The organism is Kocuria sp. WRN011 (assembly GCF_002295155.1).
GTDB lineage: Bacteria > Actinomycetota > Actinomycetes > Actinomycetales > Micrococcaceae > Kocuria > Kocuria carniphila.
The window spans coordinates 18,901-37,227 of sequence record NZ_NSGI01000014.1 but is presented as its reverse complement, the minus strand read 5'-3'; the positions used below and the strand labels follow the sequence as shown (position 1 = coordinate 37,227).

The following is an 18,327-nucleotide window of genomic DNA, read 5'->3' as shown; positions in this document are numbered from 1 at the left end:
GTGGTGACATCCCAAGCCACCGGCGCCATCGACGTGGTGAGCGAGTGCGGCGCCGCCGCACAGGATCTGGATCCGGCGGCGTCGTCGCAACGGCGGCGGGTCATGGTTGAGGGTGAGGTCACCGAGGTGACGTTCTCCCCGGCTACGGAGGCTCCGCGGTACCAAGCCGTGCTCCACGTGCAGAACCAACCGCCGCAGGAACTGGGCCGCGCCGATTCCTACATCAAACTGCTCTGGCACGGTCAGCGCAGCGTCCCAGGCGTCATGGCGGGCACGAAACTGCGGTGCGTGGCCGTGGTGTCCTTCACCGATTCGGTGCCGACCATGTACAACCCTCGTTACGAGATCATCACTCCCAAAAGGATCAACCGGTGAGCCACGGAACACCCCCGCCCCCGGAGCACTCCGGTGAGCAGGAAGACAACGATGGGCCCGAGCGGGCGCAGTCCATGGAACAGGCCATGGGGGACTATGCGGCGCGGGCCGGGCTGAGGCGCGATGAACACGGCCAGCTGGACGTGCTTCACGCGGTGGGCGGCTGGCGCGGGCTGATCGAGGCGGTGCTGCCCGGCCTGATCTTCCTGGTCGTGTTCCTCCTGACCCAGCAACTGGGCATCGCCCTGATTGCGTCTCTGGCCACCGCGGCGGTCTTCGCGGTTCTGCGCCTGGCGCAGCGGCAATCCTTGATGCAGTCGATCACCGGACTGATCGGTGTGGCGGTGTGCGCGCTGTTCGCCCGGGCCGGTGGCCAGGCCCTTGATTACTACGTACCCGGATTCTTCATCAACATCGCGTGGTTCATTGGGCTGTCCATTTCCACCGCGGTGGGCTGGCCGTTGCTGGGCGTGTTCTACGGCTACGTGCGCGGTGAAGGGATGGAGTGGCGCAAGGACCGACGACGCCGCACGGCCTACCAGCGCGCCACCCTGTTGCTGATCGGCATGTTCGCGGCGCGGCTGCTCGTGCAGGTGCCGTTGTACTTCGCGGAGAACGTGGCCGCGCTGGGTGTCACTCGGTTGGTGATGGGCGTTCCGCTGTACGCGTTGGTGTTGTGGCTCGGGTGGATGATGACCCGGCCCGTTCGGCCTCTTCGGGACGGTCCTCGGTAACCTCAACCTCCGGGACGTCCTGGGCCGTGGTGAACATGGCCCGCAACTGTTCCTCACCCTCAGCGGTGGAGATGAAGAACAGTTCGTCCGCACCTTCCAGAACGTCATCGCCGGAGGGCGTGATGGGCACACCATCTCGCAGAATGGCCACGAGCGCGACCTCCGGTGGCCACGGCACCTGGGACACCATGGACGCGACCACAGGGTGCTCCCTCGGCACCGTGTAGGCGGCCAGCGTGGCACCACCGGTTTGCAAACTCAACAGCCGCACCACGTCACCCACTTCTACGGCCTCTTCCACGAGGGCCGTCATGAGCCGCGGAGTGGACACGGCAACGTCCACGCCCCACGCGTCGTCGAACAACCACTCGTTCTTGGGATTGTTCACCCGACCCACGGTGCGGGGAACCCCGAACTCGCTGCGCGCCAGGAGCGAAACCACCAGATTGGCCTTGTCGTCACCGGTCGCCGCGACGACGACGTCCGCTTCCTCGGTCTTGGCGCGTTGCAGCACCTCCAGGTCACATGCGTCACCCACGACCCACTGGGTGCCGCGCAGGTTCGACCGGCCAATCACCTCCGACGTCGCATCGATCACCACGATCTCGTGGCCGTGGGACACCAGTTCCCGGGCGATCGAGGACCCCACGGATCCACCACCCACGACAATGACTCTCATGACCGCTCCCGTCCGTGCCCGCGTTCTTCGGTGGCGGCCAGGGCCACTGCTTCCATGACCTCGTCCGAGGGCGGGCGGGACAGGACTCTGGCCACGTTCTCGACGTCTTCCACGCGCATCATGGCGTGCACGATATCTCCCTGCTGGTAGCTGGAATCCGACGCCGGAAGAATGCCCTCCCCGAACCGTGTCACAAAGGCCACCCGCACCCCGGCCGCTTCTTCAATGCGGTCCAGGTGCAGACCGGACCACGACTCGTGCAGCGGCAACTCTCCCAGCTGCAACCGCCCCGACGCCTCTCGGAAGTCACCCGTGATCGCGTGCTCCGGCAGGATGCGCCGCAACACTTGATCCGAACTCCACCGCACGGACGCCACCGTGGGAATCCCCATGCGCTGGTAGAACTCCGCGCGGCTGGGGTCGTAGATGCGAGCCACGACGTGCTTGACCTTGAACGTCTCACGGGCCACCCGGGCGGCAATGATGTTCGAGTTGTCACCGCTGGACACCGCCGCGAACGCGTAGGCGTCCTCGATGCCCGCCCGGCGCAAAACATCACGGTCGAAACCGTGGCCGGTGACCTTTTTGCCACCGAAGGACGGCCGGAGCTTTCGAAAGGCCCGATCGTCCTGATCAATGACCGCCACTGTGTGGCCGGAATCCTCAAGGGCGTGCGCAATGGAGATCCCCACGCGGCCGACACCCATGATCACAAAATGCGCCATGTCGCACAGCATAATTCTCCGGGCTTCGGGACAAGACCCCCGCGAGGTACTAGCGTGTTGAATCGTGCACCTGTCCCAACTTGCCCGCCGCGTACTCGTAGGTAAACCACTTCACAACGAGCGCGCCGGCGGAACCCTGCTCCGCAACCGTGCGGCACTTCCGGTCTTCGCCTCCGACGCCTTGTCATCGGTGGCCTACGCACCGGACGAAATCGTGCTGACCCTGGCCCTCGCGGGCACCGCGGCCATCGCCATTTCACCCTGGGTGGGAATCGTGGTGCTGGTGGTGCTGATCGTTCTGATTACCGCCTACCGACAGAACGTGCGAGCCTATCCGTCCGGCGGTGCGGACTTCGAAATCGCCTCCAAGAACCTGGGCCGGCCCTCCGGTGCCATGGTGGGCGCGGCCCTGCTGGTGGATTACACGCTGGTCGTGGCGGTGTCCATGTCAGCGGCGGCGCAGTACGTCGCCTCCGCGGTGCCGTGGTTCGTGGGCCATCAGGTGTGGGTGGCCCTGGCGGGTATTGCAATCGTCGGACTCCTCAACCTGCGCGGACTCCAGTTCATGGGACGGGCCTCCACCGTGCCCACGTACGCGTTCGTGGGAGTGGTGCTCCTGCTCATCGTTGCCGGGCTGGTACAGAACGTAACCGGAACTTTGGACCGAGCGCCGTCGGCGGACTACGAGGTTCTGCCCGCCGCGGGAATGGACGCGGGCCTGGTGGGACTGGCCGGTGCGGTGCTGGTGCTGCGAGCGTTCTCCTCGGGCGCGGTGGCCGTGACCGGTGTGGAAACCATCACCAATTCGGTGCCCTATTTCCGCAAACCCAAGGCCCTCAATGCCGCTCGCACGCTGGCCTATCTGGGCGCATTGTCCACCGTGTTGCTGCTGGGCGTGCTGTATCTCACGCGGGAAACCCGCGCGGTCGTGGTCATGAACGCGGACGAGCAACTGCTGATCAACGGTCAGCGTCCCGGCGAAGAGTTCTTTCAGGTGCCGATCCTCGGTCAGCTCGCCCAGACCATTGCGGGTGAGGACTCCGTGTGGTTCTTCGTGCTGGTGGCCGTCACCGTGGGTGTGCTGTTCATGGCCGCCAACACCGCATTCTCCGGCTTCCCCACGCTGGCCTCGCGACTGGCCAGCGCGGCCCTGCTCCCGCGACAACTGCAGTCACGCGGAGACCGCTTCGCCTTCACGAACGGCATTGTGCTGCTCTCGATCGTCGCGGCACTGTTCACGGTGATCTTCGACGCGAACGTCAACAGCCTGATCCAGTTGTACGTGGTGGGCGCATTTTTCGCGTTCACCCTGACCCAGGCCGGCATGGTGCGGCACTGGGCGCGTGTGCGGCGCACTCGCACCTCGAAAGCCACGACCCGGCAGTTGACCGTGCGGCAGGGAGTCGCCGTGGTGGCCCTGATCTTCTGCGCGGCCGTATTCGTGGTGGTGCTGGGAACCAAACTTTCGCAGGGAGCCTGGTTGACGATCGTTGCCATTGCGCTGCTCACGCTGTGGATGCGGGCCATCGGCCACCACTACTCGGAAGTGGACCGAGAACTCGAGGTCGATCCGGAATCACCGGTCCGCGCGTTGCCCTCCCGCGTGCACGCGCTGATCGTGGTGACATCGGTCCGCAAGCCCGTGGTGCGCGCCCTGACCTACGCCCGGGCCTCCCGGCCGTCCACGCTGGAGGCCGTGGTCGTGGACACCGACCGCGCCCGCACCGAAGATGTCCTGCGGCAATGGCAGCGGCTGGAATTCCCGGTCCCCATCACGGTCCTCGCGTCCCCGTACCGTGACAGCATCGGCCCCGTGATCTCCCACGTGCGCAGCATCCGCAAGAAATCACCGCGTGACTTGGTGATCGTCTACCTGCCCGAATATGTTGTGGGACGCGGTTGGGAACGGTTCCTGCACAACCAAGCTATCCGACCGCTCAAGACACGACTACATTTCGAACGAGGCGTCATGATCGCCTCCGTTCCCTGGCACCTGGAATCGGTGCGCGAACTACGACTCACGGAGAATCAAGGATGACCGAAGACCAACCCGACACCGCCGACCAGTTGACGCTCCGGCTCACCGGGGTAGCCCACGGAGGGCACATGGTGTCGCGTTCGCCGGAGGGGCGCGTGGTGTTCGTTCGCCACGGTGCCCCGGGGGAGCTGGTGCGGGTCCGCCTCACGGATCGAGGTGAGGACGCCAAGTTCTGGCGCGGTGACGTGGTCGAGGTTCTCGAGGCCTCCGAAGGCCGGCGGGGAGAGCACCCGTGGGCAGCGGCGGACGCGGTGTCGGCGGCGCGGGAGGAGCGATTGCCCGTGGGCGGGGCCGAATTCGGGCACCTCACCCTGGAGGCCCAGCGCGAACTCAAGCGCTCCGTGGTCGCCGAGCAGCTTGATCACCTTGCCGGAATCGACTGGCGGGGACAGGTCGCCGCGGTCGAGGACGAAACCTCGGATGGCACCGGCTGGCGCACCCGCCTGCACCTGGACGTTGCCGAGGACGGGACCGCGGGCATGTACCCGCACCGTTCCAACGAACTGATTCTGATCACCGACATGCCACTGGCCACGCCGGTCATTCAGTCACTGGCCCCGTGGGAACTGTCCGTACCCGGCGCGTCGCGGTTGGATGTCGCCGCGCCGGCCAACGGGAGCCGCCCGTTGCTGCACGTGAGTCTGCGTGCGCGTCAGGACCCCGACGCACTGGCCGAACTGCGCCGTCACCTGGCCGCGTGGGGGAGTGAGCGCGAGGTCTCGGTGACCGCGCAGTCCCCGGAAGATCGGGCGATCCAGACCTGGGTCGGTGAACCGGTTGTCCGCGAGACCCTCGACATGCCCGTCGGTGAACCGCTGACGTGGCGGGTGAGTCCCACCGGGTTCTGGCAGATCCACCGCAGCGCCCCGCGCACGCTGGTTGACGCCGTGCTCGCGGCCGCGCAGATGGGGTCCGGGGACACGGTGTGGGATCTCTACAGCGGCGCTGGCCTGTTCACCGCCGCTGCGGCGCCCGCGGTGGGTCCGGACGGTCAGGTCTTCGCGGTGGAGGGTTCCCCGGTCACCTCCGCGGATGCCCGCGTGAACCTCTCGGAGCTGGATCATGTGCGGGTCACTCGCGGCGATGTGGCTCGGATTCTCACGGGCCGCATCCCCGCACGACGCCGCCACGGGACCTCCCGGGGTCACAAACGTCCCGCGGTGCGCGCCCCGCAGCCGGACATCGTGATCCTGGACCCACCGCGCTCGGGTGCGGCCAAGGAAGTGCTCGCGGCCATCGACGCCGCCGAACCCCGCACGATCGTGTACGTCGCGTGTGATCCCGCAGCGCTCGGTCGCGATCTCGGCCGGTTGTCCCGGCGCGGGTGGAAAGTGGTCAACATCAGGGCCTTCGATCTGTATCCCAACACCCATCACGTTGAGGCCGTGGCGGTGCTGCGGCGCAATGAATGATCCCGAGCCGAATCTCCCGGTCAGGGGAAGTGGCACAGGCTACACTGTGGGGTGACCGTTCGTGCGCGCCCGGGGTGCTTCTCGCGCTCCGTTGACAGCTGCGAACGCATTCAAACGGTGGCGAGAGGAGTTCCACACCATGACTGTGGACAGCTTTGGAGCCAAAGGCGTACTCAACGTCGGCGGCACCGACTATGAAATTTTCCGACTCAATGCACTCGAGGGGGCCAAGAAACTCCCTTACAGCTTGAAAGTTCTGCTCGAGAACCTGCTGCGCACCGAAGACGGTGCCAACGTGACCGAGAAGCACATCGAAGCCCTGGCCAACTGGGATCCCGAGGCCCAGCCCAACACGGAGATTCAGTTCACCCCTGCCCGTGTCATCATGCAGGACTTCACCGGCGTTCCCTGCATCGTGGACCTTGCCACGATGCGCGAGGCCGTTGCGGAACTCGGCGGCGATGCATCCCGCGTGAACCCCCTGGCTCCTGCCGAGCTGGTCATTGACCACTCCGTGCAGATCGATGCCTTCGGTTCCACGGACGCCATTGAGCGCAACATGGACATCGAGTACCAGCGCAACGGTGAGCGGTACCAGTTCCTGCGCTGGGGCCAGACCGCATTCGACGACTTCAAGGTCGTTCCCCCGGGCATGGGTATCGTGCACCAGGTCAACATCGAGAACCTCGCCCGCGTGGTCATGACCCGCGAGGTCGATGGCACCGTTCGTGCCTACCCGGACACCTGCGTGGGTACCGACTCCCACACCACCATGGAAAACGGCATCGGCGTGCTGGGTTGGGGCGTTGGCGGTATCGAGGCAGAGGCCGCAATGCTGGGCCAGCCCATCTCCATGCTGATCCCGCGCGTGGTGGGCTTCAAGCTCACCGGCGAGATCCCCTCCGGCGCTACCGCGACCGACGTGGTGTTGACCATCACCGAGATGCTGCGTGAGCACGGTGTGGTGGGCAAGTTCGTGGAGTTCTACGGCGAGGGCGTGGCAGCTGTGCCCCTGGCCAACCGCGCCACCATCGGCAACATGTCGCCCGAGTTCGGTTCGACCGCCGCGATCTTCCCGATCGACGAGGTCACCATGGACTACCTGCGTCTGACCGGCCGCTCCGAGGAGCAGGTCGCTCTGGTCGAGGCGTACACCAAGGAACAGGGCATGTGGCACGACCCCTCGGAGGAGATCGCGTTCTCCGAGTACCTCGAGCTGGACCTGTCCACCGTGGTTCCCTCGATCGCCGGCCCCAAGCGCCCGCAGGACCGCATCGAGCTCACCCGTTCCAAGCCGCAGTTCCGTGACGATCTGGTCAACTACGTTGAGGGCCAGGAAATCGTCAAGGACCGCAGCGAGAACGGCACCTCGTTCCCCGCGTCGGACTCCCCGTCCCACGACGCCACCGAGGAGCAGGACGCTTCCGAGCGCCCCCGCGACCACGACGTACAGGATGTCGAAGGCCGAGCGTCCAACCCGATCAAGGTCAACATGGAGGACGGCCGCGAGTTCGAGTTGGACCACGGTGCAGTCTCGATCGCCTCGATCACCTCGTGCACCAACACCTCCAACCCGTCGGTCATGATGGCTGCTGCCGTGCTGGCACGCAACGCCGTGGCCAAGGGTCTCAAGGCCAAGCCGTGGGTCAAGACCTCCATTGCTCCGGGTTCCAAGGTCGTCACCGATTACTACGAGAAGTCCGGCCTGGTCCCGGATCTGCAGGAGCTCGGCTTCTACATCGTGGGTTACGGCTGCACCACCTGCATCGGTAACTCCGGTCCGCTGGAGCCCGAGATCTCCCAGACCATCCAGGACAACGATCTCGCGGTCACCTCGGTGCTGTCGGGTAACCGTAACTTCGAGGGTCGCATCAACCCGGACGTCAAGATGAACTACCTGGCCTCCCCGCCGCTGGTCATCGCGTACGCCCTGGCCGGCACCATGGACTTCGACTTCGAGAACGAAGCCCTGGGTCAGGACTCCGAAGGTAACGACATCTACCTCAAGGACATCTGGCCGAACCCGACCGAGGTCCAGGAGATCATCGATCGTTCGATCGACACCGAGATGTTCACCACCGAATACGGCACCATCTTCGACGGTGACGAGCGGTGGCAGAACCTTGAGACCCCGACCGGCGACGTGTTCGAGTGGGATCCCAACTCCACCTACGTGCGCAAGCCACCGTACTTCGACGGCATGTCCATGGAGACAACCCCGGTCGAGGACATCAAGGGCGCTCGCGTGCTCCTGAAGCTGGGCGACTCGGTCACCACCGACCACATCTCCCCGGCAGGTTCCTTCAAGTCGGACACCCCGGCCGGTAAGTACCTGATCGAGAACGGTGTGGAGCGCAAGGACTTCAACTCGTACGGTTCCCGTCGTGGTAACCACGAGGTGATGATCCGCGGCACGTTCGCGAACATCCGCATCAAGAACCAGTTGCTGGACGGCGTGGAGGGTGGCTTCACCCGCGACTTCACGCAGGCAGACGGCCCGCAGTCCACGGTGTACGACGCTTCCGTGAACTACCAGGAAGCCGGCGTTCCGCTGGTCGTGCTGGGCGGTAAGGAATACGGTTCCGGCTCCTCGCGTGACTGGGCCGCCAAGGGCACCTCGCTGTTGGGCGTGCGCGCGGTCATCACCGAGTCCTACGAGCGTATTCACCGTTCCAACCTGATCGGTATGGGTGTGCTGCCGCTGCAGTTCCCCCAGGGCGAGTCCGCTGACTCGTTGGGCCTGGACGGCACCGAGACTTTCGACATCGAGGGTGTGACCGCTCTGAACGAGGGCGAGACCCCCAAGACCCTGAAGGTCACCGCCACCAAGGAAGACGGTTCCACCGTGGAGTTCGACGCCGATCTGCGCATCGACACCCCGGGTGAAGCCGATTACTACCGCAACGGTGGCATCCTGCAGTTCGTGCTGCGTCAGATTGCCAAGTAAGGCATTCGCGGCCTGACAACCCGGCCGACGGTCCTCTCGAGGATCGTCGGCCGGGTTGTTTCATCAGGTGCCTGTGCAGTGCTGTCGGTGATGACGAGTAAGATCGAACGGTACGTCGGGGCAGACCGACAGTCTGCTGTCGACCGACACCGCACTGACCGATCCCGAATTTTCAAGGCACGGAGAGCACGCAATGACGCTTCTGGAGACCATCAAGAGCCCGGCAGACCTCAAAGGACTGGACGCCGCGGCTCTCGAGCAACTGGCTGCGGACATTCGCTCGTTCCTGATCACGCACGTGGCCGCGACCGGTGGTCATCTGGGACCCAACCTGGGTGTGGTCGAACTGACACTTGCCCTGCATCGGGTCTTCGATTCACCGCGTGACTCCATCGTGTTCGACACCGGTCACCAGTCCTACGTTCACAAGCTCGTGACGGGGCGCCAAGACTTCTCTACGCTGCGCCAACAGGGCGGCCTGGCAGGCTACCCGGACCGCGGCGAATCCGAACACGACATCGTGGAGTCCTCACACGCGTCGTCGTCTATGTCATGGGCGGACGGTATCTCGCGCGGTTACCAGATGACCGGCCAGCACGATCGCCACACCGTGGCCGTGATCGGCGACGGCGCCCTGACCGGCGGTATGGCCTGGGAAGCCGTCAACAACATTGCCTCGGACAAGAACCGCAAGGTCGTGATCGTCGTCAACGACAACGGCCGTTCCTACGCGCCCACCGTGGGTGGTTTCGCCAACCGGCTGCAGGAACTTCAGGCGAGCGTGCAGCAGGGCGTGGACGCCGTGCGTACCGACCGCCGCTACGAGCAGACCATGGACAAGGTCAAGGGTTTGCTCCAGGAATCCGGTCACTTGGGATCGGCCGTGTACCGGGGTCTGCACGGGATGAAGCAGGGCATCAAGGACGTGGTGGTCCAGCAGGGGATCTTCGAGGACCTCGGCATGAAGTACGTGGGCCCGATCGACGGCCACGATCTGGACGCCATGGAACAGGCGCTGAGTAACGCCAAGAACTTCGGTGGCCCGGTCATCGTGCACGCGATCACCGAGAAGGGCCACGGGTACCTGCCCGCCCGACTCGACGAGAACGACCAGTTTCACTCCGTGCCGGTCATTGATCCGTCCACGGGCAAACCGACCGCGACGTCGTCCTCCCGGACCTGGACCCACGTGTTCCGTGACGAGATTGCGGCCATCGCGGACGAACGCGAAGACATCGTGGGTATTACGGGCGCCATGCTCATTCCGATGGGACTGCAGAAGATGCAGTTGGCCCACCCGGATCGCGTGGTGGACGTCGGAATTGCCGAGCAACATGCCCTGACCATGGCCGCGGGAATGGCCTTCGGCGGACTGCATCCCGTGGTGGGGCTCTACGCCACCTTCCTGAACCGTGGTTTTGACCAACTGCTCATGGACGTGGCGTTGCACAAGGCCGGTGTGACCGTGGTGCTGGACCGCGCCGGCGTCACCGGTCCGGACGGGCCCAGCCACCACGGCATGTGGGACCTCGCGCTGTTGCAGATCATTCCCGGACTGCACTTGGCCGCGCCCCGCGACGAGGCCACCATGGTGGAGGAACTGCGCGAAGCCGTGGCCGTCGAGGACGCACCCACCGTGGTGCGCTATCCCAAGGGAACGGTGGGAGCGCCGTCGCCGGCGTTGGAGCGCTTACCGGACGGCGTGGACGTGCTGGTGCGCAATGGCGACCCGACCGAGCCCGGCACCGATCGCCGGGACGTGCTGATTGTGAGCGTGGGTGCCATGTGCGACATCAGCCAGGACGTGTCCGAGCGACTGGCTGCCCACGGTGTGTCCTCCACGGTCGTGGACCCGCGTTGGGTGCTTCCGGTGGCCACGTCCGTGGTCGAGCTTGCGGCGCAGCACCGCATTGTCGTGGTCATCGAGGACGGTGTGCGGGCCGGTGGTATCGGCTCACTTATCCGTCAGGAAATGCGGTCGGCCGGAGTGGATACCGCTCTCAACGAGGTGGGCCTGCCCACTGAGTTCCTGGCCCACGCGAGCCGTGAACAGATCCTGGAGCGGACCGGACTCACCGCGCAGCGCATCGCCCAGAACACACTGTCCTCCGTGCTCGGCACCCGGGTTCCCTATGCTCGACCCGCCGACGAGGAAAAAGTACGCGCCACCCAGACGAGCCAGATGCGGCGGGTGGACGGCGCGTAAGCAGGCGGGCCTGGGCCTTCCGGCCCGGGGGCGTCAAGCCCGGGCCGTTGGAACCGGTCACCCCACGATGATGCGGTCGCCCTGAACCGTGACCGGGTATTCGACGAGTCCACTGGTCGCGGGACCGCCCTGCACATCACCGGTGGCCATGTCGAACGTGGAGCTGTGGCACGGGCACACGTAACTCTTGTTGGCGGGATTCACCACGCAACCCTCATGGGGGCACACGGGGGAGAAGGCCTTGAAGGTGCCCTCGGTGGGCTGGCCCACAACGGCCTGCAGGCCGTCTTTTTCAACCTTGAGACCCTGGCCTACCGGAACGTCCGAGGTCGCAGCTACGTCCACGGGGCTGGTGGGTGCCTGGGGCGTGGCCGGGTCGCTGGATTCCTGATCGGAGCCACCGCAAGCGCTCAGTCCGACCGCGGCAACTGAAGCGAGTCCCGCAGCACCCATCACGCGGCGTCGCGTGGGCAAGCCGGAGGTATCTGCGGTGTCGGACGGTTGATGACGTTCGGTGCTCAAGGGGACCCTCTCTACGGTGTGGTTGCCATCAGTCTAGGATTTCGACCCTGGCAATTTGGTGCGACTGGCCGAGAGCCCGTGCGTCAACCCTGAGGGCCACGGCAAAGATCAGTAGGATGTGTATTAGTCAAGGGGCGCCATGATGGCTGCCTCGAAGGAATGAAAGGAATCAAGATGATCAAGCGTCTCGCTTTTGTCGCCGGTTTCGGTGTTGGTTTTGTCGTGGGTTCCGCCTCGGGCCGTAAGAGCTACGAGTCCCTGCGCGAGAGCGCCATCAACACCTGGAACGACCCCAAGGTCCAGGACAAGGTCGCTGAAGGTACCGACTGGGTCAAGGCCGAGGTTCCCGTGGTGGGCGGTAAGCTCGCCGAGACCGCGCAGAAGGCAGCCGGCACTGTGTCCTCCAAGGCTCAGGAAGGCGCTTCGGCCGTCAAGGACAAGGCTCAGGGTGGTGCCGCATCGGTGAAGGCCAAGGTCGGTTCCAACTCTTCCGATGCTGATCTCCCCAAGCCCGTGACCACCGAGAAGGACGTGGACATGGACGCCGCAGAGCCGGCTCCCACCAAGGACGACATGAAGAACTGATGTCTGTCCGTCACAGACGAGTGGCCGCGCATCCCCCGGGATGTGCGGCCACTGTCATCTGCGGGTGATCTGGTGTGCAGACCTTGTTCGCGACCCGTTTCGGCCCGAACGCAGCGGTGTCTATTGCTGCTCGGATGTGCCGGCACTCGTGTCGGGCTCTGTACCCGAAGGGGAGTCGTCCGCGTGTTTCTCCGCGCGACGCTGGGCTCGCAGTTCACGCCACGTGCGGCCGATGACCGGAGTGACCTGCTCGACCTGCCATTGCCGGACGCCTAGCTCTGTGAGGCGCTGCGCCACGGCGTCGTCCGAGGTGGAGCGGGGCGGCTGCCAGCAGAACCGACGGAGCAACTCGGGCGTGACCAAGTTTTCGGTGGGCATGCCCACGGTTTCCGCGTGTTCCGCCACGGCGGGTTTGATGGCCTTGAGCCTCGCGGCGGCCTCCGGTCGCTTGGTGTCCCAGCCCTTGACCGGCGGAAGTGCGTCCGAGGGAACGTTGTGGGGTACGGGATCTTCCGTCAGCCGCGCCTCCTGGACCGCCGTCAACCAGCGGGGGGCCTCACGGGAAGCGGAGCGGCCGTGGAACCCGGGGGTCGCGAGCAATTGCGGCACCGTGCGCGGCATGGCGTTCGCGGCGGCAATGATGGCCGAGTCGGGCAGTAGCCTGCTGGGGGAGAGGTCCTTGTGCTTGGCCAGGTTCTCGCGAGCGGTCCACAGGTTGCGCACGGCGGTGAGCTTGCGACGGCCACGGACGTTTCCGATTCCGTGAGTGCGGCGCCACGGATCCTTCCGCGGCGGGGGAGTGGGCGCGGTGCGCACCGCCTCGAATTCTTGCCGGGCCCAGTCGAGTTTGCCGGCTTCGACGAGCCGCTCCTCGGTGGCCCAGCGCAGCTGAACCAGGACCTCGACGTCGAGAGCAGCGTAATTGAGCCAATCCTGGGGGAGTGGCCGCTTGGACCAGTCCACGGCCGAGTGTTCCTTGGACAGCGTGAATCCGAGCAGCTCCTCGGTCATCGAGGCCAGGCCCACTTTGCGTAGTCCCAGCAACCGACCGCCCAATTCGGTGTCGAACAAGATGTCGGGAGTCATGTCCAGATCTCGCAGGCAGGGCATATCCTGCGTGGCGGCGTGGAGGACCCATTCGACGCCGCTCAGGGCCTCGTTCACGCTGGCCAGTGATCCCACGGCCTCGGGGTCGATCAGAATGGTGCCCGCGCCCTCACGGCGGATCTGAACCAGGAACGCTCGTTGTCCGAAGCGGAACCCGGATGCCCGTTCCGTGTCGATCGCCACGGGGCCGGTGGCTTCTGCCAGTTGTTCTGCTGCGCGAGCAAGACCGCGTGCCGTATCCACCACGCGGGGGATACCCTCGGCGGGCCCGTTCAGGTGAACCGTTGTGGGGACATGGAAATCCTCGAACCCCTCGACCACCACTTCGGTGGATTGGGGCTCGCGCGGCGGCCTGGCAGATTGATCACTCACGGTGTTTATGAGAATTCCTGACAAATGGATCGATAACTGTTGTACCTACCGTACTGCCACTGAACCCGTCAGTAGGTGTGATCCACTACAAATACGTCACGCCTTCGCTGTACGGGGGAAGTCCCGTGGCGGTGCACAGTAATTCTGACCAGGCTTCCACATGGGCGGCGGCCCAGTTCTGCGGTTCGTACTCGGTGAGCGGAGTCCAGGACGCGCGGACCTCGATTTCCACGCTGTCGGTGTTTTCGCGCAGAGAGCCGAAACCCTTCTCCATGGTGCGCGAGGCCGTGCCGCCCTCGGCCATGTAGCGGGCGCCGCTGCCGTCCAGGGCGTCGGTGAGCCAGGACCAGCTGACATCGGTCAGTAATTCGTCACGTCCGATATCCAGGTCCATGTGAGCCCGGAACCAGCTGACGATTCGGAAGGGCCCGCCCCACGGCTCGGGCCGGGTGGGGTCGTACAACATGACGAATCGCCCGGTGGTGGGCGCCTGGGTTTGCTCCGGACTTCGCATTGCGCGGAGGGTTCTCCGTTGAATTCGGCCCACTTCCGCGGCAATGGAGATTGCGTGCGGTGCCAGTCCGTTCGGCGGCGCGATGCGGGCCAGGGAAACCTCAGGGCGGGTGCGTGCACGACCGAGAGATCGCACTGCCGTGCGAAATTCCTCCGGGGTGCCGTTCAGCTCGCTTACCGCGCTCACAACGCTCACATTAGCCAGTGAGTCGGTGAGGGTGAGGGGAGCCACGCCGTGTGCGACTCTTACGACTTCTCCGAGCCAAGGGTGACTGCGCGGTAGCTTAGTTGACCGCTAGCCGCCCTGCGACTCCGGCACCAACCGCATGGAAACCGAATTGATGCAGTACCGCAGGTCGGTGGGTGTGTCGAAGCCTTCGCCCTCGAAAACGTGCCCCATGTGGGAGTCGCAGGCCGCGCAACGGACCTCCACGCGCTTCATGCCCATGGTCGTGTCTTCGATGTAGCGCACCCGGTCCTCGGCCAGCGGTTCGAAGAACGAGGGCCAGCCGCAGTTCGAGTGGAACTTGGTGGTCGAACGGAACAATTCCGCCCCGCAGGCGCGACATTCGTAGACACCGGTGGTTTCGGTGTCCACGTATTCGCCGGTGAAGGGGCGTTCCGTACCGCCCTGGCGCAGAACCTGGTACTCGGTGGGCGACAGCATCTCGCGCCACTGTGCGTCGGTGCGGGCGGCGGACCGTGCGGAGACCGATTCGTTGGTGGAGTTCTCAGACATGGCTTCTCCGTATCGTAGTTCGAGTTCTTTGATCGTGATGGCCGTGATGGAGCAGGCCTCTGGGTACAACACTTCACCGTCCTCCAATATGCCCGCCGGTGCCGTCCAGGGTGAACATGTCAGAATGACGACATGGCTTCGCTTCTGACTCCCGCCGGAGACGCCCCCGCCCGTTCGTGGCGACACGGTGCCATCGTGGGTGCCACGGCGAGCATCGGTGCGGCGTCCGCGACGTTCGCCCTCTCCAGTGGTCTGGCGGCACTGATCGCACGCCAAGTGGTGGTGCCTCCCAAGGTCGGTGGAAAACTCACCGTGCTGAAGCTCGAGAACGACCCAAACTCCGGTCAGCCGCTCATTACTCTGCCCGCCAACACGGACACCCGCGCCGCCGGAACCTACGCCCTGCGCTTCGACGAGGGCCAGAGCATGGCGCGCATCGGTTTCGTGGTGCGGCAGAACAACAGCACGGTCACCCGGTTGGTCGAGCGGGTCTACCGGGGTGAGTTGGAAGAGGGCAAGAAGGGTTGGTGGACCGGGACGGTCTACGCGCGCCCGGGCGACGCCGGATTCGCGTTCGAAAAGGTGGACGTGGATACGGACCTCGGTCCGGCTCCGGCATGGGTCATCCCCGCGGACGGAAACACTGACCGGACATTGCACGACGGAGTGTGGGCGGTCATGGTGCACGGCCGCGGGGCACAGCGCATGGAATGCATTCGTGGTGCCCGTGTGGCCCAGGAACTCGGGCTGCACAGTCTGATCGTCTCCTACCGCAACGATCGGGAGGCCCCCGCCACCGAGGACAACCGTTACGGCCTGGGTTTCACCGAATGGGAAGACGTCGAGGCGGGCATTGAGTACGCCTTGTCCCGAGGTGCCACGGACATCGTGCTGTTCGGTTGGTCCATGGGTGGTGCGATCGTGCTCCGCACCCTGGAACTCACGCAGTATCGCAACAAGGTTCGCGCGGTGGTGTTGGACGGTCCGGTCGTGGACTGGTTCGAGCTGGTGGCGCACCAGGCCAAGATCCACCGGATTCCGCGCCGGATCGGTCGCATGGCCACGGACCTGATCTCGCATCGGCTCGGTCCCAAGATCACCGGTCTCGCGGCACCCCTCGACCTGCATGCGTTGGATTGGCTGTCCCGCTGGGAGGACATCACCACCCCCACGCTCATCCTGCACTCCACCGACGACGAGGTGGTTCCGGTCGAGGGCTCCGTGCACCTGGCCGAGCTCAGCCCGTTCGTGGACTTCGTGGGTTTCGCCGGCGCCCGGCACACCAAGGAGTGGAACATCGACCGCAAGCGCTGGGAGCGTGCCGTGCGCGAGTGGCTACCCACCAAGCTCAAGCGGCCAGCGGTGCGTACCGCCCGTCCGTCAGCCTGAGCAGGTCCTCGGGGGACAACTCGACGTCCAGTCCGCGCCGCCCACCGGAGACCAGAACGGTCGGCCGGTTCCGCGCGGATTCATCCAGCAGCGTGGGTGACGGAGTCTTCTGGCCCAGTGGCGAGATGCCGCCCACCACGTAGCCGGTCCGGGTCTGAGCCGCCGACGGTGCCGCGAGACTCGCCTTCTTCCAGCCCAGTTCTCGTGCGGCTGCCTTCAGATCCACCGTGGAGCTGACCGGGACCATGACCGTGGCCCAGTTCTTGTCGTGGACGACCATGATGGTTTTGAACACGCACGCCGGATCCTTGCCCAGAGCATGAGCTGCTTCCAGCCCGAACGATTCGGCGCGTGGATCGTGCTGGTAGGGCAGCGCCGTATAGGCAACCCCGGCGGCGTCGAGCATCGCAAGCGCCGCCGTAGCAGCGTGTGATGCCCGAGCCCCGGGGCGGTTACGAGCCACGATCAGCCGGCGGAGCGAGCCGCTTGCTGGTCCCGAACCTGTCGTTTGATCCGGCCCAGCATCGCGGACATGCCGCGCATGCGCAGCGGGGACACCAGCTTGGTCAGCCCGAAGCGCTCGGGCAGATCATCGGGGATGTCCAGCACGGTGGACGCGGGCAGACCGTCCAGTCCTTCGTACAGAATGGACGCGAATCCACGGGTGGTCGGAGCCTCCGCCGGCGCGGAGAAGAAGATGTTCACGCCGGGATCCTGGGTACCCTCTTCGAGCTCAACGGCCAGGAACAGCGGGGACTGGCACTCGACCACCTGCTCGAGGTCCTCCGGGTGCTCGCCGTACCGGGCGGGAAGCTCGGGAAGCGAACGGGAGAACTCGAGAAGGAGCTGGAGCTTGTCAGGTTCCGGAACGGCGTCGAAATCCTCGATCAGCTCTTGAATCTGATTCGGTAATGCGTCAGTGGTCACCGGACACCCTCCGGAGCTTCGCCGCGGGCCTCGCCCTGGGCCACGGGCACGCGCACGGCGTTGCCCCACTCGGTCCAGGAACCGTCGTAGTTGCGGACCTTGTCGAAGCCCAGCAAGTGGGTGAGCACGAACCACGTGTGGGAGGAACGCTCGCCGATGCGGCAGTAGGCGACGATGTCGTCACCGTCGGACAGGCCAACTTCTTCACGGTAGATCGCGTCCAGCTCGTCACGGGACTTGAAAGTGGAGTCCTCCGCGGCGGCACGGGCCCAGGGAACGGACGCTGCGGTGGGGATGTGACCGCCGCGCAGCGTGCCCTCCTGGGGGTAATCGGGCATGTGGGTGCGCTCGCCGGTGTACTCCTGCGGGGAACGCACGTCGATCAACGGCGTGGTGCCCAGGTTCTCCAGGACGTCCTCGCGGTAGGCGCGGATCACGGAGTCATCGCGCTCGACCACGGGGTAGTCGGTCGGAGTGACCTCGGTGGCATCGGTGGTGAGTTCGCGGCCCTCGGCTACCCACTTGTCGCGACCGCCGTTCATCAATCGGACGTCCTGGTGACCGAAGAGGGTGAAGACCCACAGAGCGTAGGCGGCCCACCAGTTGGACTTGTCGCCGTAGACCACGATGGTGTCGTCGCGGGAAATGCCCTTGCGGGACATGAGCTCCGCGAACTGCTTGCCGTCCACGTAGTCACGGGTGTCCGGCTCATTGAGATCCGTGTGCCAATCAACCTTCACGGAACCGGGGATGTGACCGGTTTCGTACAGCAGAACGTCCTCGTCCGATTCGACAACCACCACACCGGGCTTGCCCACGTTATCGGCCACCCACTGGGTGGAGACCAGCCGCTCGGGATGGGCGTACTGGGAGAAATCCTGGTTGTTCTCTGCTTCCACGGGCATGTGGAGTACTCCTCGTGTCTAGACGTGCGCGTCACGGCGCGCGGGACTTGTTTTCCAGCGTAGTGCGCCAGCGGTGGCGAATGCATGCGAGAAAGCCGCAACCGGGCGCTGCAGCGCGCGTGTTCACCACGGGCTGACCGGTAGCATCGGGG

General features: G+C 65.3%; 17 protein-coding genes. 8 read left to right on the top strand and 9 right to left on the bottom strand.

Annotated elements, in window-relative coordinates:
- Together CKW39_RS14850 and CKW39_RS14845 are read left to right on the top strand one after the other, a co-directional pair.
- Window positions 1-375, top strand: coding sequence for a hypothetical protein (locus CKW39_RS14850; RefSeq protein ID WP_095798894.1), 375 nt, complete (start codon window positions 1-3; stop codon window positions 373-375).
- The gene (locus CKW39_RS14845) at window positions 372-1,109 is read left to right on the top strand and encodes a DUF3159 domain-containing protein (protein ID WP_254049460.1); all 738 of its coding nucleotides are present in this window, start codon (window positions 372-374) and stop codon (window positions 1,107-1,109) included. Before CKW39_RS14850 ends, CKW39_RS14845 begins: the two co-directional genes overlap by 4 nt.
- On the opposite strand, the gene CKW39_RS14840 is transcribed toward CKW39_RS14845, so the two are convergent.
- Together CKW39_RS14840 and CKW39_RS14835 are read right to left on the bottom strand one after the other, a co-directional pair.
- Window positions 1,009-1,788 (bottom strand): TrkA family potassium uptake protein, encoded by a 780-nt coding sequence (locus tag CKW39_RS14840; protein ID WP_095798893.1) that lies wholly within the window; start codon window positions 1,786-1,788, stop codon window positions 1,009-1,011. The two genes, CKW39_RS14845 and CKW39_RS14840, sit on opposite strands and share 101 nt — an antisense overlap.
- A complete protein-coding gene (locus CKW39_RS14835) occupies window positions 1,785-2,513 on the bottom strand; it encodes a TrkA family potassium uptake protein (protein WP_095798923.1) in 729 nt (242 codons plus the stop codon). The genes CKW39_RS14840 and CKW39_RS14835 overlap by 4 nt, the downstream gene beginning before the upstream one ends.
- A 64-nt stretch (window positions 2,514-2,577) precedes the next feature.
- Here CKW39_RS14835 and CKW39_RS14830 point away from each other — a divergent pair, with 64 nt between their 5' ends.
- The 4 genes from CKW39_RS14830 (at window position 2,578) to dxs (ending at window position 11,116) form a co-directional block, all read left to right on the top strand.
- A complete protein-coding gene (locus tag CKW39_RS14830; protein ID WP_095798892.1) occupies window positions 2,578-4,551 on the top strand; it encodes an APC family permease in 1,974 nt (657 codons plus the stop codon).
- A complete protein-coding gene (locus CKW39_RS14825) occupies window positions 4,548-5,963 on the top strand; it encodes a class I SAM-dependent RNA methyltransferase (protein ID WP_095798891.1) in 1,416 nt (471 codons plus the stop codon). Before CKW39_RS14830 ends, CKW39_RS14825 begins: the two co-directional genes overlap by 4 nt.
- 139 nt (window positions 5,964-6,102) lie before the next feature.
- Window positions 6,103-8,910, top strand: coding sequence for an aconitate hydratase AcnA (gene acnA / locus CKW39_RS14820; RefSeq protein WP_095798890.1), 2,808 nt, complete (start codon window positions 6,103-6,105; stop codon window positions 8,908-8,910).
- Window positions 8,911-9,103: 193 nt separating this feature from the next.
- Window positions 9,104-11,116, top strand: coding sequence for a 1-deoxy-D-xylulose-5-phosphate synthase (gene dxs, locus CKW39_RS14815; RefSeq protein WP_095798889.1), 2,013 nt, complete (start codon window positions 9,104-9,106; stop codon window positions 11,114-11,116).
- Between the two features lie 57 nt (window positions 11,117-11,173).
- On the opposite strand, the gene CKW39_RS14810 is transcribed toward dxs, so the two are convergent.
- Entirely contained in the window at window positions 11,174-11,638 is a 465-nt protein-coding gene (locus tag CKW39_RS14810) for a ubiquinol-cytochrome c reductase iron-sulfur subunit (RefSeq protein WP_238663228.1), read from the bottom strand.
- A gap of 174 nt (window positions 11,639-11,812) precedes the next feature.
- Here CKW39_RS14810 and CKW39_RS14805 point away from each other — a divergent pair, with 174 nt between their 5' ends.
- Window positions 11,813-12,223 (top strand): hypothetical protein, encoded by a 411-nt coding sequence (locus tag CKW39_RS14805; RefSeq protein ID WP_095798888.1) that lies wholly within the window; start codon window positions 11,813-11,815, stop codon window positions 12,221-12,223.
- A 120-nt stretch (window positions 12,224-12,343) separates the two neighbouring features.
- Here the strand turns inward: CKW39_RS14805 and CKW39_RS14800 are convergent, their stop codons facing one another.
- From CKW39_RS14800 to msrB, 3 genes are all read right to left on the bottom strand, one after another.
- A complete protein-coding gene (locus CKW39_RS14800) occupies window positions 12,344-13,651 on the bottom strand; it encodes a ribonuclease D (protein WP_095798921.1) in 1,308 nt (435 codons plus the stop codon).
- 136 nt (window positions 13,652-13,787) lie between these two features.
- Window positions 13,788-14,402, bottom strand: a complete 615-nt coding sequence (locus CKW39_RS14795) for a DUF3000 domain-containing protein (protein WP_095798920.1) — start codon at window positions 14,400-14,402, stop codon at window positions 13,788-13,790.
- 108 nt (window positions 14,403-14,510) lie between these two features.
- The gene (gene msrB / locus CKW39_RS14790) at window positions 14,511-14,954 is read right to left on the bottom strand and encodes a peptide-methionine (R)-S-oxide reductase MsrB (RefSeq protein ID WP_095798919.1); all 444 of its coding nucleotides are present in this window, start codon (window positions 14,952-14,954) and stop codon (window positions 14,511-14,513) included.
- Between the two features lie 132 nt (window positions 14,955-15,086).
- Here msrB and CKW39_RS14785 point away from each other — a divergent pair, with 132 nt between their 5' ends.
- On the top strand, window positions 15,087-16,343 hold the full coding sequence (locus CKW39_RS14785; protein ID WP_095798887.1) for a S9 family peptidase: 1,257 nt from the start codon (window positions 15,087-15,089) through the stop codon (window positions 16,341-16,343).
- Here CKW39_RS14785 and ybaK read toward each other — a convergent pair.
- From ybaK to CKW39_RS14770, 3 genes are read right to left on the bottom strand one after another with little or no spacing between them, the layout of a single operon-like run.
- Complete coding sequence (ybaK, locus tag CKW39_RS14780) at window positions 16,303-16,749, bottom strand: Cys-tRNA(Pro) deacylase (protein WP_173674348.1); 447 nt, start codon at window positions 16,747-16,749, stop codon at window positions 16,303-16,305. The two genes, CKW39_RS14785 and ybaK, sit on opposite strands and share 41 nt — an antisense overlap.
- A gap of 59 nt (window positions 16,750-16,808) precedes the next feature.
- On the bottom strand, window positions 16,809-17,270 hold the full coding sequence (locus CKW39_RS14775) for a SufE family protein (protein WP_095798885.1): 462 nt from the start codon (window positions 17,268-17,270) through the stop codon (window positions 16,809-16,811).
- Window positions 17,267-18,175 carry a sulfurtransferase gene (locus tag CKW39_RS14770; RefSeq protein ID WP_095798884.1) on the bottom strand — a complete coding sequence of 303 codons (909 nt, stop codon included), beginning with the start codon at window positions 18,173-18,175 and terminating at the stop codon, window positions 17,267-17,269. Before CKW39_RS14770 ends, CKW39_RS14775 begins: the two co-directional genes overlap by 4 nt.
- Between the last annotated feature and the right edge of the window lie 152 nt (window positions 18,176-18,327).